Below are 12,969 nucleotides of genomic sequence, written 5' to 3' on the forward strand. Positions count from 1 at the left end.
CCAGACTTCAGCGAAACGATTAGCTATCAGGGCAAAATGGCCACTATAAAAGACGTTGCCAGGAAGGCAGGCGTGTCGACCGCTACGGTTTCGGCCGTGATGAACGATACTGCCTTTGTCAGCCCTGAGCTGAGGGCTCGCGTCGTCACCGCCATTCGCGAGCTGCGCTATGAGCCGTCGCTGGCTGCCCGTAACCTGCGTCGCAGCCGCAGCCAATTGATCGCCCTTGCGGTGGCCGACTTGTCGAACCCGTTTTATGCACGCATCGTCTGGTCGGCGGAGGCGGCCGTCGCGGCGTGGGGCTATTCGCTCGTTCTCTTCAACAGCGATGAAAAGCCCGACACGGAACGGCGCATCCTGTCGCGTATTCGCACTCTCGGTTGCGACGGAATGGTTCTGGTTCCGGTGGGCGCGGCAAATCAATACCAGCCGCATGAGTTCGAGGGCATGGCGACCGTTCTTCTGGGGCGAGCAATCGAAGGCAACAGCGCCGATACGGTGACCATCGACAATCGGGAGGCGGGCAGGCAGGCCGTCGATTACCTGCTCGACCTTGGGCATCGCCGCATCGGCTCGATCACCGGCCCGATGCAACTGTCGACCAGCAAGGGCAGGCTGGACGGCATGATCGATGCGATGGCCGCGCGCGGGCTTGCGCCGCAGCCCGGGCATATCAGGTCCGGCGAATTTCGCGAAGAAGCCGCCTATTCGGTCGCTCGCGATATGATGGGTTCGCCCGATCGCCCGACGGCGATCTATGTCGCCAATGGCGTCATGGCGATCGGCGTGATGAGAGCCGTTGCCGATCTGGGCCTGCGCTGTCCGCAAGACATCTCGATCGCCTCGACGGACACGGTTGCCGGCGCCGGCGGCTTGAAGCCGCGACTGACGAGGACGGAGCACCCCATTGCCGATATGACCAATGAAGCGCTGCGCCTGCTCGTCGATCGCATCGAGGAAAGGGTGTCGGAGCCAGTGCGCAGCATCGTTTTTCAGCCGGCTCTGATCGTCGGGGAAAGCTGCATGCCGCTGCGCGGGAATGCGGGCTGACGGATTCCTGCGGTCGGCCGCGGGATATCGGTCGCTCTACCAGGCGCCGAGATGTGAGCCTGAGGACCTGAAAATCGCACAAGCGCTCGGACACAGCGTTTCTGGAAGTGTGCGGCGCCGTCAGGCAGGCCCCTGACCCCGTGGTTGCTGGAGCGCCCTGCCGATCAAACGCTTTCGAGGTAAGTCTCGAGCTCGAAGTCGCTGACATTGAGCGCGAACGTATTCAGCTCCTGCCGTTTGCAGGCGATGAAGGAGTCGCGCAGGGTGGCCGGAAATATCTCCGCCACATGAGGCCCGCTGTCGAAGCTGGCGATCGCGGAGGCCCAGTCAGGCGGCAGCTTGGCCGGTTGAAGTCCTTTACCGTCTCTGCCCGCCGGATCGCCAGGCGACAATTGTCTTTCGATGCCGGTGAGTGCGGCGCCTAGTATTGCCGCAAGCACCAGGTACGGGTTGGCGTCCGCACCGGCGACGCGATGTTCTATCCGGCGTGCGCTCGACGGCCCGCCGGGAATGCGGATCGCAACCATACGGTTCTCGTAGCCCCAGGCAACCGCGGTCGGCGCATAGGATCTGGGGCGCAGCCTGCGGTAGGAGTTGAAGTGCGGCGCGAACACCAGCGTGCTTTCGGCCATGGCGGCGAGCAGACCGCCGACGGCATGGCGCATGACGTCCGAACCCTGGTCGGTGCCGTCATCGAAGACATTGCGGCCTTCGGCGTCGGTCAGGCTGAAATGGACGTGAAAGCCGTTGCCGGCTCGGTCGCCATAGGGCTTGGCCATGAAGCAAGCGGCAAAGCCGTGCTTGCGAGCTATGCCCTTGACTGTGCGCTTGAACAGCACGGCATCGTCGGCGGCGCGCAAGGCGTCGGCGACATGGTTCAGGTTGATCTCGAACTGGCCGACGCCGTTCTCGGCGATCGCGGTGTCGACGGGAATGTCTTGCATGCGGCAGGCGTCGTAGACATCGTGGATGAAGCCTTCGAAGTCGTCGATCTCGTCGATCGACAGGGCTGCGTCGGAATCGAGACGACGCCCGGTTATCGGCGAGACAGGTCCGACCGGCCGCTGCGATTGCGGGTCGACCAGATAGAATTCCAGTTCCGTAGCAGCGACCGGGGTCAGGCCCAGAGCCTTGTAGCGATCGAGGATACGGGCCAGCGCCCGCCGCGGATCACCGAGAAACGGCGCACCGTTCTCGTCGGCAAGCCAGAGCGGGACAAGTGCGGTCGGATGTGCCGTCCAGCTCACCGGCAGGATGCCGCGCCCCGTCCACTGGCAAAGGCCGTCGGCGTCGCCGTTGCCGAAAACCAGCGTGTTGTTCTCGATATCCTCGCCCCAGATGTCGAGCCCAACCAGCGAATAGGGCATGCGCAGCTTGCCCTCCAGCGCCTTGCGTGCCTGCTCGACGGGTATGCGCTTGCCGCGCATGATGCCGTTGAGGTCGCACACCGCAGCCCTCAGGCTGTGGATGTCGTCCCTGCGTTCAAGCCAATTCAGAACGTCCGTGATTGCATCGCCCAATTTCAACCCCTGATTCCGAAGGTGCCGTAGCCCTGCTCGGTTACGATATCTCTTATAGAAAGCTTGTGAGTTTGTGGAAACAGCTCTGGCGGTCACCAGAGGATTTCCGTTATTTTTTCAATTCACTAGCTGGGATATCGGGAGGCATTTCAAGACCAATTGCGCGATTTGCGATCGCAATATAGTAGTACGGTCGGGGAAAGCCAAGCGGCATTTGAACCGCCGTCTATGATGATCAACGAGATGGATGGACGGTTTCGGATGGATCAGGAGGTCGTGGCGGTTAGCGAGGCGGTTTGCGCCGCCTGGTGACTGCTCTCGACAGTGCTTCCCGGGTCGTCAGTTCCGGGTTTCCGGAAACTTGACGTGCTGCAAGAGATGCGTCGCGCCGTCGTTTATGTCGCGCACGATGGCGGCCCGCGCGCGCGGGCCGTCCTGCACTTCGATCGCGGCGACGGCTTCCTCGTGGTAATCGATATCGAGAATGGCGGCGAGATTGTCCTCGAAACCGGTGGTCAGGTTCCGGAGAAACGGACCGACCTGCATCCATACCGTCTCGATTAGGAAGATCATCTGCTCATTGCCGCAGTGGCGATAGATCGAGAACTTGAAGTTGTAGTTCTTGCGCAGATAGTCGTCGATGTCGCCCTTGCGGGCTGCCAGGGTCAGCTCCGTGCAATGACGACGGATCGCCCGCAGATTGTTGCCATTGATCAGCCTTGCGGCAAGCTCGGTCGCGGAACCTTCGAGGATCGTTCGCACCTCGGTCAGCTGCGAGAATCTTTCGGCCGAGATGACCGGCACCTCCATGCTGCCGTTCGGCATCGGGCTCAGCGCACGCAGCGCCTGCAGCCGCATGAAGGCGCTGCGCACCGGCATGTCGCTGGTGCCGAGTTCCTTCGCAAGCTTGCGCGAGGTCAGTTTCTGGCCGGGCGCAAACTGGCCCGACATCAATGCCCTGACCAGTTCCAGATAGACTTTCTCATGCAGGGGCACGGTGTCGACGGCGGTCAACCCGAAATGCGTTTTATCGGCCATTGGCGGTGCGCTACTTCATTCGTTCTGAAATCTACGCAGCTGGCTACATCTGCCGCTAGAAATGATGGCCGAACGCGGCATGAAGGCCGAAGTCAGCGATTTTTCAAGCACATGATAGACGCTTCAACCGCAACGCCGCAAGCCGCGTCGTCGTCGCTCTCCCGGTTGCGCCCGGCAAATGCGGCGACGGCGCGCGGCGGCTGTACACCGGCTCGCGTCCGCTCCAGCAAGGTCCGGCGTTATGCGATGTAAAATACGTACTTTGCCGGCATCCAAGATAAATAAATGCTTTTCAGTCGCACAAAATGATGGAACAATGAAATTGAGACTGGGGAAAATTTGATGCGCAAGGTCAGCGGACATGGCAAGCGCCTGTCCTATTACGATTTCGGCCACACGACGGTGTATGCCTCCCGCTTCGACCAGCGCTTTCCCTATTGTGCCTATGTGCCGGAAGATTATGACGAGGACGGCGACAAGACCTATGCGCTGGCGGTGATCGTGCATGGCACCGAACGCGGCATGCTCGCCTACCGGGACGCCTTTGCCGACTTCGCCGAGCAGAACGGCGTGATCGTGCTTGCCCCGCTCTTCCCGGCGAATATCTGTTTTCCGGGCGACCTTTCCTCCTACAAAATGCTGCGCGAGGGCGACCTCCACTACGATGCCGTGATGCTCGACATGGTCGAGGAAATGCGAGAGCGCTACCGCATCCGCGGCGACCGGGTGCTGATGTATGGCTTCTCCGGCGGCGGTCATTTCACCCATCGTTTCCTGTTCCTCCATCCCGAACGTCTGCTGGCTGCATCGATCGGCGCGCCTGGTGTCGTGACCCTGCTCGACTTCGATCATGATTTCTGGGTTGGGGTGCGCGACTTCGAGAAAGTGTTCGGCAAGAAGGTCGACCTCGACGCCATGCGCAAGGTCGCCGTGCAGATGGTGATCGGTGGTGACGATCTCCAAACCTGGGAGATCACCATCACTCCGGACGATGCCTGGTGGATGCCCGGCGCCGATCTTGCCGGCGCAACCCGCAACGACCGGATCAGGTCGCTGAAGGGCAGCCTTGAGAGACACGGCGTCGAGGTGCAGCTGGATGTCATGCCCGGCATCACCCACGACGACCGTGAGCTCATCGCCAAGGTCAAGGACTTCTTTGCGCGGACTTTGAATGCCGCGCCCGTCTGAAACTGCAGTCAACAAAACTGGAGAAAAAAATGGGAACAAGATCGGGAATGGGAAGGCGATTGGTCGGGGCGCTGGCGGCAATCGCCATGATGGCCTGCGCGCTGCCGGCGATAGCGCAGGAGCAGCCGAAAACCGGCGGCACGCTCAAGGTCCGTATCAACGCCGACATCCGCGCTACCGACGGTCTCAATCGCGATGCAAACACCGACACAGTGCTGCACCAGATCTTCGAGACGCTGGTGGCCTACCGCGCCGATCTCACTATCGGCCCGGCGCTTGCCGAATCCTGGAAAGTGTCGGACGACGGCAAGACCTATACCTTCATGCTTCGCGACGGCGCGGCTTTCCACAATGGCGACGCCGTGACCTCTGCGGACGTGAAATGGAACTGGGACCGCCGCATGGACGCAGCCAACCAGTGGTTCTGCATTCCGTTCTTCGACGGCAGCCAGGGCCTCAAGGTAGAGCAGGTGGCGACCCCTGATCCACGCACCGTGGTTTTCACGCTCAACGCGCCGAATGCGCTGTTTCTGGCGCAGCTCGCCAATGTGCAATGCAATGGCTGGGTCGCCAGCCCTAGGAATGTCGGCGCCGACGGCAAGTGGATCGCCGACAGCGCCATCGGCAGCGGCCCCTTCAAGCTGAAAGAGTGGGTCAAGGGCCAGTATGTCGCGCTCGAACGCTTTGCCGATTACAAGCCGGTGAAGGAGGCGCCGAGCGGTTTTGCCGGCAGCCGTGAGGCCTATGTCGACGAGGTGCGCTTCATGGTCATTCCCGACACGGCGGCATCGGAAACCGCGCTGTTTGCCGGCGAGCTCGACGTCCTGCCCGATCTTGAGTCGTCCCGTGTCGAGGAAGCCAAGTCCCGAGGCATGACGGTGCTGTCGACGCAAGGCCTGTCGTGGACGGCGATCCTGCTGCAGACCAAGGACCCGCTGCTGTCGAACGTCAAGATACGCCAGGCGCTGGCGCATGCCGTCGACATCAACCAGATCGCCGCCGCTCGCACCAATGGTGTCGCTGCCGGCGACCCCTCTGCCGTCGCCCAGGCGAGCTCGTTCTTCGACGGTGATTTCCTCAAATGGCCGCAATACGACCCGGTCAAGGCCAAGGCACTGCTGGACGAAGCCGGCTACAAGGGCGAACCGATCAAGATCCAGACCAACACCCGCTACCAGGGAATGTACGAGAACGCCGTGCTGCTGCAGGCGATGCTGACGGCCGCCGGCTTCAATGCCCAGCTCGAAGTGCTGGATTGGGCTGCACAACTCGACAATTACCTTGCCGGCAAATTCCAGATCCAGTCATTCGGCTATTCGGCGCGTCTCGATCCGTCGCTGATGTATGGCGTCATCCTCGGCGACAAGGCAACCGACCCGACGGCACAGTGGGACAGCAAGGAGGCCCTCGACCTCTACACGAAGTCGATGGCCACGACGGACCCCGGGCAACGCAAGGCGCTGTTCAAGCAGCTCCATGCCCTCATGGCAAAGGATGTGCCGATCCTTGGCCTTTATTACGAGCCATCCGTCGACGCCGTATCGCCGAAGGTGAAGGGCTATTCGGTATGGCCGGCGGCAAACCCCCGCGTATGGGGCGTCTGGAAAAGCGAATAGACTGGCGGTTCTCTGTCGCTCGAAAGACCGGAGGCGTGTTGCCTCCGATCTTTCGTTTGCAGGGTGGAAGGAGACTAAACTCACCAGCTCTCGGACGGCGCGTGTGCGCCAGGAGCCGACGCTTGGCGCTGCGGAAACGACCGTCCCAATCTAGGGCCGAAAGCGGACTGGCAGCTTCGCCGTCACAGCGGCCATCGGGCCTCAAGTCAGGAGGAAACCGGTCACCAACAACATTGCCCTATTCGCATATTTGATCCTTTTGCTCGGCGGTGTCCGGCGCTATAATCAGCGGTCGCTAAATTAGGACGGAGCAGTAAAACCAGAAAAGCGTCCGTCTTTGGGCCGGGGACCAACCATGGGAGGCAAACATGCTCAGCGCCTTATGCAAGGCTTGCGCAGTGGTCCTTTTGTCAGGGAACTGCGCTTTCGCCCAATCGGATTTGATAGAACCAGAGGCTGGAACGTGGAAGACGTGGGTAATCACGTCTGGCAAGGACTTCCGAGTCCCGCCGCCGCCTGACGCCTCCGCCGCAGCAGCCGAATTGGCGCAGATGCGGGATCTCCTGGCGCAAAAGGATCCGGCTGCCGCCGGCAAAATCACCTTCTGGGACGCCGGCTCGCCTGGGTACCGATGGATCGATCTGGTCAACAATCGCCTCCTCGAAAACCAGCAGATTCCAAATGCACACCGCGTCTACACCTATTTGACAATGGCGATGTACGACGCCACCATCGCTACGTGGGACGCGAAGTACTTCTACAATCGGCCGCGCCCGAGCGAGGCGGATGCGACGCTGGCAACTGCGCTGCCGCCGCCGCGGAGCCCCTCCTATCCATCCGAGCATGCCGCAGCCGCCGGAGCTGCCGCGACGGTTCTTTCTTATTTCTTTCCCGAAGAGACATCGTCGTTCAAAGAAATGGCCGAAGAAGCGGCACAGTCGCGTGTCCTTGCCGGTGTCCAGTTCCCAAGCGATTCTTCCGCCGGTCTGGAGTTGGGGCGGAGGGTCGCAGAGCAGTTGATTGCGCGGGCAAAGGCCGATGGCTCCGATGAAGCATGGACCGGCACTGTTCCGACCGGGCCGTGCATGTGGGTCGGGAACAAGCCCGCCAATGCAACCATGCCAAAATGGAAGCCGATCGTGCTGGCCGCACCCGATGAATTCAGGCCGACAGCGCCGCCCGACTGCCAGTCCCCGGCCGTAAAGGCCGAGATGGATGCAATCCGACAGTTTGAACGAAAATTCCCTAACAGCTACAAAGCCTTCTACTGGCAAAGCCCATCCGGCCTGTTCACCGACTGGTATGACTATACCAGCAAGTGGATGTTCGAGGACAAGACGGATTCGAACCCACCGCGCGCCGCTCGGGCTTACGCGATGCTCGCAACGGTCTACTACGACGCCTACATTGCGAGCAACGACGGGAAGTACGCATATTGGTACCTGCGACCCAACATGCTTGACCCGAGCATCACTCCCCTGTTCGCAGTGCCGGCACATCCCAGTTATCCGTCGAACCACTCCACGCTCTCGACCGCCAGATGCGAGGTCCTGGCATACCTGTTTCCCGACCATGCCGACTTCATCCGCAAGGTTGGCAAAGAGGCCGGCGATTCGCGCGTCTGGGCCGGCATCCACTACGAGATAGACAACAAGGCCGGTGCCGCACTCGGCAAAGCGGTCGCGGAGAAATTCATCGAGCGGGCGAGAAAGGACGGAGCAGACTAACGGAAGGAGAGGACATCTGCTCGACCTGTTCGGAATCTTCTTTGCCGATCGCCGGTCGAGGCCAAGGGTAGAACGGATGGTGCGGAGACGAGCCGTGTCGCCGTCATTGCGCCACGGTCTTGCGCGAGCCCGCACCATCGGCGAAACGGCGGTCAATCAGCATCGCCGCATCGAGAAGGGCGCGCGTATAGGCGTGGCGCGGCCGGTCGAAGACATCGTCGCGGTCGCCGATCTCGACGATCCTTCCGTCCTGCATGACGGCGACCCGGTCGGCAACCTGCTCGACGGCACCCAGATCATGCGAAACGAAGAGGCAGGCGAAACCGTAGCGTTCCTGCAACGACCGGATTAGAAGCAGGATCTGTTTTTGCACCGTCATGTCCAGCGCCGAAACCGGTTCGTCGGCGACGACGAAGGCCGGTCGCCTGACGATCGCCCGCGCGATCGCGACGCGCTGGCGCTGACCGCCCGACAGCTGATGCGGGAAACGCTCGAGAAGGTCGCGCGACAGCCCCACTTCCTCGATGACCTCATCCATGCGCGCGGTTCGCCGCTTGCGATCCAATTCGGTGTCGAGCTTCAACGGCTCGGTGACGATCTCGGCAATGGACTGGCGAGGATCGAGCGAGGAATAGGGGTCCTGAAAGACGATCTGCATGTCGCGACGTTGCTCGCGAGCGTCAGCGGATCGGTCATTTGCAATCGCCTTGCCAAGAAACGAAATCGTTCCACCGGACGGCCTGACCAGGCCGACAATGGCGCGGCCGAGCGTCGTCTTGCCGGAGCCCGACGCGCCGACCAATGCCAGGGTTTCGCCACGCCGGATGGTCAGGTCGACGCCGTCGACGGCGCGCTTGCGCTCCGCGCGCGCAAACAGTCTCGGACGGCCCGGATAGTCGATGACGACATTGCTGATCTCGACCAGGGGTGGGCCGTTGATGGCTTTTCTCGATCCGCCGGCGCTGCGCTTGGGAAGCGCATCGACTAACCGCCTCGTATAGTCGTGCTGCGGTGCGTGAAGGACCTGGATGCTGCTGCCCTGTTCGACCGCCTTGCCCTCGCACATCACCGTCACGCTGTTCACATAGTGCGACACCATGCCGAGGTCGTGGCTGATCAGCAGGACGGCGGTTCCATTCTCCCGCGTCAGCTCCACCATGAGGTCGAGCACGTCGCGCTGCACCAGCGTGTCGAGCGCCGTGGTCGGCTCGTCGGCGATCAGCAGGCGCGGTTTGAGCAGCATGACCGATGCCAGCATGATGCGTTGGCGCATGCCGCCCGAGAATTCGTGCGGATAGGCCGCAAGGCATTTGCCGGGATCCTTGATCTGGATCCTCTCCAGCATCGCCAGCGAGCGATCTTTTATCTCGGCGCGCGACATATCGCGATGCAGGCGAAGCCCTTCGGCCATCTGCTCGCCGATGGTGACGGCGGGATTGAGCGAGACCATCGGCTCCTGGAAGACCATGCCGATCTCAGCACCGCGGATCCGGCGCAGCGCCTTTGGGGCAATGCCGATGAGCTCCTGTCCTTCGAAGCGGATGCTGCTGTCCGCGGTCGTGACCAGCGGGGCAGGGAGCAGGTTCAGGATCGAGCGGGCCGCCATCGTCTTGCCCGAACCGGATTCACCGACCAGCGCCAGCATGTCACCGGAAGCGAGATCGAAACTCAGCTCGTCGACGATCCGCTTTCCCGACGGTCCGACCGAGATCGACAGGTTCTGCACTGAAAGCATCGTGTTCTTGTCCGCGGTGGGCACGAGCATGCTCCCAGCACCTACATCTTCGGGTCGAGCCAGTCGCGCACCGCGTCGCCCAGCATGTTGATGCCGAGCAGCGTGATCGAGATGCAGAGACCGGGCAGGATGATCAAATGCGGCGCCTGGCCGATATAAGGCCTTGCCGTCGACAGCATGTTGCCCCAGCTCGGCGCCGGAGGCGGGACGCCCAAGCCCAGAAAGCTCAGCGCGCTTTCCGACAGGATGATCCAGCCGAACATGGTGGTGGCGAGCACGATGATCGGGGCGACGCAGTTGGGCAGCACATGCCGCGCCATGGTGATGATCTCGCTGTTGCCCATCACGCGCGATGCCTCGACATATTCCCGCTCGCGAATGGACATCACGGACGCCCGCACCACGCGCACCACGATCGGCATGTAGGCAAGGCCGAGCGCAAGGATGATGCCTTCGCGGCTGGCGCCGATCACCGCCATCAGGCCAAGCGCCAGGAGCAGGCCCGGAAAGGCGAGGAAGGCGTCGTTGACCATCATGATGATGCGATCGACCCAGCCCCGCAGGAAACCTGCGAGAGCGCCGAACACGATGCCGGTGATCAATGCGAAGATAACAGTCGCAAAGGCGATCCACGCGCTGGTCCGCGCGCCGCTGGCGAGGCGGCTGAGCACGTCGCGCCCGAACTCGTCGGCGCCAAGCAGGTGCAGAGGCGAGGGGCCGCTGAGGCGCGACGGCAGATCGAGCTTGAGCGGATCGTAGGGCGCGATCCAGGGGCCGAACACGGCCAGAAGGATCAACGTTCCGGTGACAATGATCCCGAAGATCGCGTTGAATTTCAGACCGGGCCGGCCGAGCGCACGGGCGATCATGCGGTCACCCTCGGATCGAGCAGCGGATAAATCAGGTCGACGAGAAGATTGACCGCGACATAGATGAAGGCGACGAACAGCATCGATCCCTGAACAACGGGATAGTCGCGGGCATAGATGGCGTCGACCAGCAGCCGGCCGAGGCCGGGAATAGTGAAGACGGTCTCGATGACGACGATGCTGGAAAGCAGGCTGCCGAGCACGAAGCCGATCAGGGTCAAGGTGGGCGCGAAGGCATTCTTGAACGCGTGGCGCCACATCACCGCGCTTTCCGAAAGCCCCTTTGCACGCGCATGGGTGATGTATTCCAGTCGCGCCACTTCGATCGTGCTGGCCCTGGCCATGCGCGCTATCGGGCCGGACTCGACGAGCACCAGGGTGATCACCGGCAGGATCACATACAGGGCGGCTTGCGCGAAGTCGCGACTGAAAGGCACGTAGCCGACGATCGGCAGCCAGCCGAGGTAAAGACCGAAGATCAGCATCAGCATCAGCCCCAGCCAGAAACTGGGAATCGAGAGCAGGAAGGTCGAGGTGGCGACGACGGCGATATCGCGCAGGCTGTCCTGCTTCCAGGCGGCCAGCATGCCGGCGGGCACGGCGATCGCCGAAGCGACAAGCACGGCCAGGAAAACGATGGTCGAGGAAACGGCGAAACGGTCGAGGATCAGCGGCAGCACCTCTTGTCCGCTGCCGATCGAGTGCCCGAAATCACCTGTAAGGACGTTCCCGACCCAGATCAGATATTGCACCACCACGGGCTGGTCGAGCCCCATCTGGTGCTGCATGGCTTCGACCTGTCCAGGCTGTGCGAGGTCTCCCAGCATCAAGGTCGCGGGATCGCCCGGGATGAAGCGCATCATCACGAAGACTGCGACCGACACCAGGATGAGTGTCGGTATAGCGCTGGCAATGCGGGTCAGGACAAAGCGGACCATCGTTTCTCCTGTGCTGATATCGAAGATGTCTCCCGTGCCGGCACTGGTTTCTCCAGCCGCTCGAGGACCGCCTCGTCCATCGTGAGTTCATAGCGGGTGAACTCGCGGTTCTCAGTCGGCATGGGAGCGATCTCCATGACGCCGGCGGCTGGTTCGAAGACGATCATAGCAACTGTCGCCGACAGATTGCCGCCTTCTTTCTTGACCACCGGGCGGCACACGCTGAACGGCGAGGCGAAGTCGTCGAACAGCGCCTCCTTTAGATCGCCGATCGTGATATCGCCATGCCGCACCGACAAGTGCCGGCGCACGCGGTAGTCGCGATAGAGACTGTCCGGCACATCGCGAAGCCCGGTTTCACGCAGCTTGGACAGCGCCACCGGGCTCTGCCAGTGATTGGCATGGACGATCATGTCCTTGTCCGGATAGATCGCAAACGCCTCGTCCGGCGCGCATTCGAGATCGACCGTGAACCCTTCGGCGGTGCTAAGGATCATGTTGTTGGAGCCGGATTTCGGCGTTGTCGCCACCACCTTGATGGCGTGGGAGAAATGCTGCGCCTCGAGAGCCCGGCGCCGGATGAAGGGAAGCGGAATTCCGATCTCGCGATAGTCGCGGTCCGATTCGAGATAATTTGCGGTGATGCCGATGCCGGCCGCGTTGAAGCCGCTGCGCGCCAGTCCGCCTGCTTCGGTGAAGGTGAGGAGGTCCGGCCCGTCCGTTCGCCGGATGCGCAACACCACCGATGTCTCGACGCATTCGGCCTTCCAGTCCCAGTTCTGGCCATGGATGAGCCTGCCGTGCCGGGTTGCCTCCGGCAGGATCGCCGCGCCCGTGCACCCGTCGGGCTCGTCGTCGGAAATGCCTTTCTCGCGCCGGGCAAGCTGCAGGATTTCCGTCCGCGCATTGACCAGGATGATCGAGGACAGATCGACGTTGGCGCCTGACGCGATCCCTTCCATTTCCTCGACGAGATCGGGCGCCCATTGCCGAAGGCGCGGCAGGAACATCTGGGAAAACCGCCCGACATCGTCCGGCCTGAAGCCAAAACGGTCGAGTTGCCCGGCGTAAAGCGCCACCGAAGCGCCGATGCGCCCGCGTGCCTGTTCGCCATAGGCCATGCCGCGCGCTTTCGGCGTTCCTGCGATTTCGATAAGTGGAAAAGGTGTGACTGTTGTCATTAAAGGGAAAGCCTCAAACTCGTATGAGTCCGGATAGTAATGCATTTTGATTGAATGAAAAGCAGGAAAATTCGAAAGATTGCCAGTTCGAACTGCGTAGCGCATAT

Annotated in this window: 10 protein-coding genes; 4 read left to right on the top strand and 6 right to left on the bottom strand. The window is 61.8% G+C overall.

The window, feature by feature from the left end:
* The first annotated feature begins 36 nt into the window (after window positions 1-36).
* Complete coding sequence (locus NKH73_RS11475) at window positions 37-1,050, top strand: LacI family DNA-binding transcriptional regulator (protein WP_352931315.1); 1,014 nt, start codon at window positions 37-39, stop codon at window positions 1,048-1,050.
* 164 nt (window positions 1,051-1,214) lie between these two features.
* Here the strand turns inward: NKH73_RS11475 and NKH73_RS11480 are convergent, their stop codons facing one another.
* Window positions 1,215-2,570: a glutamine synthetase family protein gene (locus tag NKH73_RS11480; protein ID WP_352931317.1), complete on the bottom strand. Its 1,356-nt coding sequence runs from the start codon at window positions 2,568-2,570 to the stop codon at window positions 1,215-1,217.
* Window positions 2,571-2,909: 339 nt separating this feature from the next.
* The gene (locus NKH73_RS11485) at window positions 2,910-3,608 is read right to left on the bottom strand and encodes a GntR family transcriptional regulator (RefSeq protein WP_352931319.1); all 699 of its coding nucleotides are present in this window, start codon (window positions 3,606-3,608) and stop codon (window positions 2,910-2,912) included.
* A gap of 342 nt (window positions 3,609-3,950) precedes the next feature.
* Here NKH73_RS11485 and NKH73_RS11490 point away from each other — a divergent pair, with 342 nt between their 5' ends.
* The 3 genes from NKH73_RS11490 (at window position 3,951) to NKH73_RS11500 (ending at window position 8,139) form a co-directional block, all read left to right on the top strand.
* Window positions 3,951-4,796 carry an alpha/beta hydrolase gene (locus NKH73_RS11490; protein ID WP_352931321.1) on the top strand — a complete coding sequence of 282 codons (846 nt, stop codon included), beginning with the start codon at window positions 3,951-3,953 and terminating at the stop codon, window positions 4,794-4,796.
* 29 nt (window positions 4,797-4,825) lie between these two features.
* On the top strand, window positions 4,826-6,412 hold the full coding sequence (locus tag NKH73_RS11495) for an ABC transporter substrate-binding protein (protein WP_352931323.1): 1,587 nt from the start codon (window positions 4,826-4,828) through the stop codon (window positions 6,410-6,412).
* Between the two features lie 551 nt (window positions 6,413-6,963).
* Window positions 6,964-8,139, top strand: coding sequence for a phosphatase PAP2 family protein (locus NKH73_RS11500; protein WP_352931554.1), 1,176 nt, complete (start codon window positions 6,964-6,966; stop codon window positions 8,137-8,139).
* A gap of 103 nt (window positions 8,140-8,242) precedes the next feature.
* On the opposite strand, the gene NKH73_RS11505 is transcribed toward NKH73_RS11500, so the two are convergent.
* From NKH73_RS11505 to NKH73_RS11520, 4 genes are read right to left on the bottom strand one after another with little or no spacing between them, the layout of a single operon-like run.
* Window positions 8,243-9,904 carry an ABC transporter ATP-binding protein gene (locus NKH73_RS11505; RefSeq protein WP_352931325.1) on the bottom strand — a complete coding sequence of 554 codons (1,662 nt, stop codon included), beginning with the start codon at window positions 9,902-9,904 and terminating at the stop codon, window positions 8,243-8,245.
* An 11-nt stretch (window positions 9,905-9,915) separates the two neighbouring features.
* Window positions 9,916-10,743 (bottom strand): ABC transporter permease, encoded by an 828-nt coding sequence (locus NKH73_RS11510; protein WP_352931327.1) that lies wholly within the window; start codon window positions 10,741-10,743, stop codon window positions 9,916-9,918.
* Entirely contained in the window at window positions 10,740-11,681 is a 942-nt protein-coding gene (locus tag NKH73_RS11515; RefSeq protein ID WP_352931329.1) for an ABC transporter permease, read from the bottom strand. Before NKH73_RS11515 ends, NKH73_RS11510 begins: the two co-directional genes overlap by 4 nt.
* Complete coding sequence (locus NKH73_RS11520) at window positions 11,663-12,862, bottom strand: C45 family autoproteolytic acyltransferase/hydrolase (RefSeq protein ID WP_352931331.1); 1,200 nt, start codon at window positions 12,860-12,862, stop codon at window positions 11,663-11,665. Before NKH73_RS11520 ends, NKH73_RS11515 begins: the two co-directional genes overlap by 19 nt.
* Window positions 12,863-12,969: the final 107 nt, after the last annotated feature.

Origin of the sequence: Mesorhizobium sp. M0938, assembly GCF_040319125.1 — a bacterium.
Lineage (GTDB): Bacteria > Pseudomonadota > Alphaproteobacteria > Rhizobiales > Rhizobiaceae > Mesorhizobium > Mesorhizobium robiniae.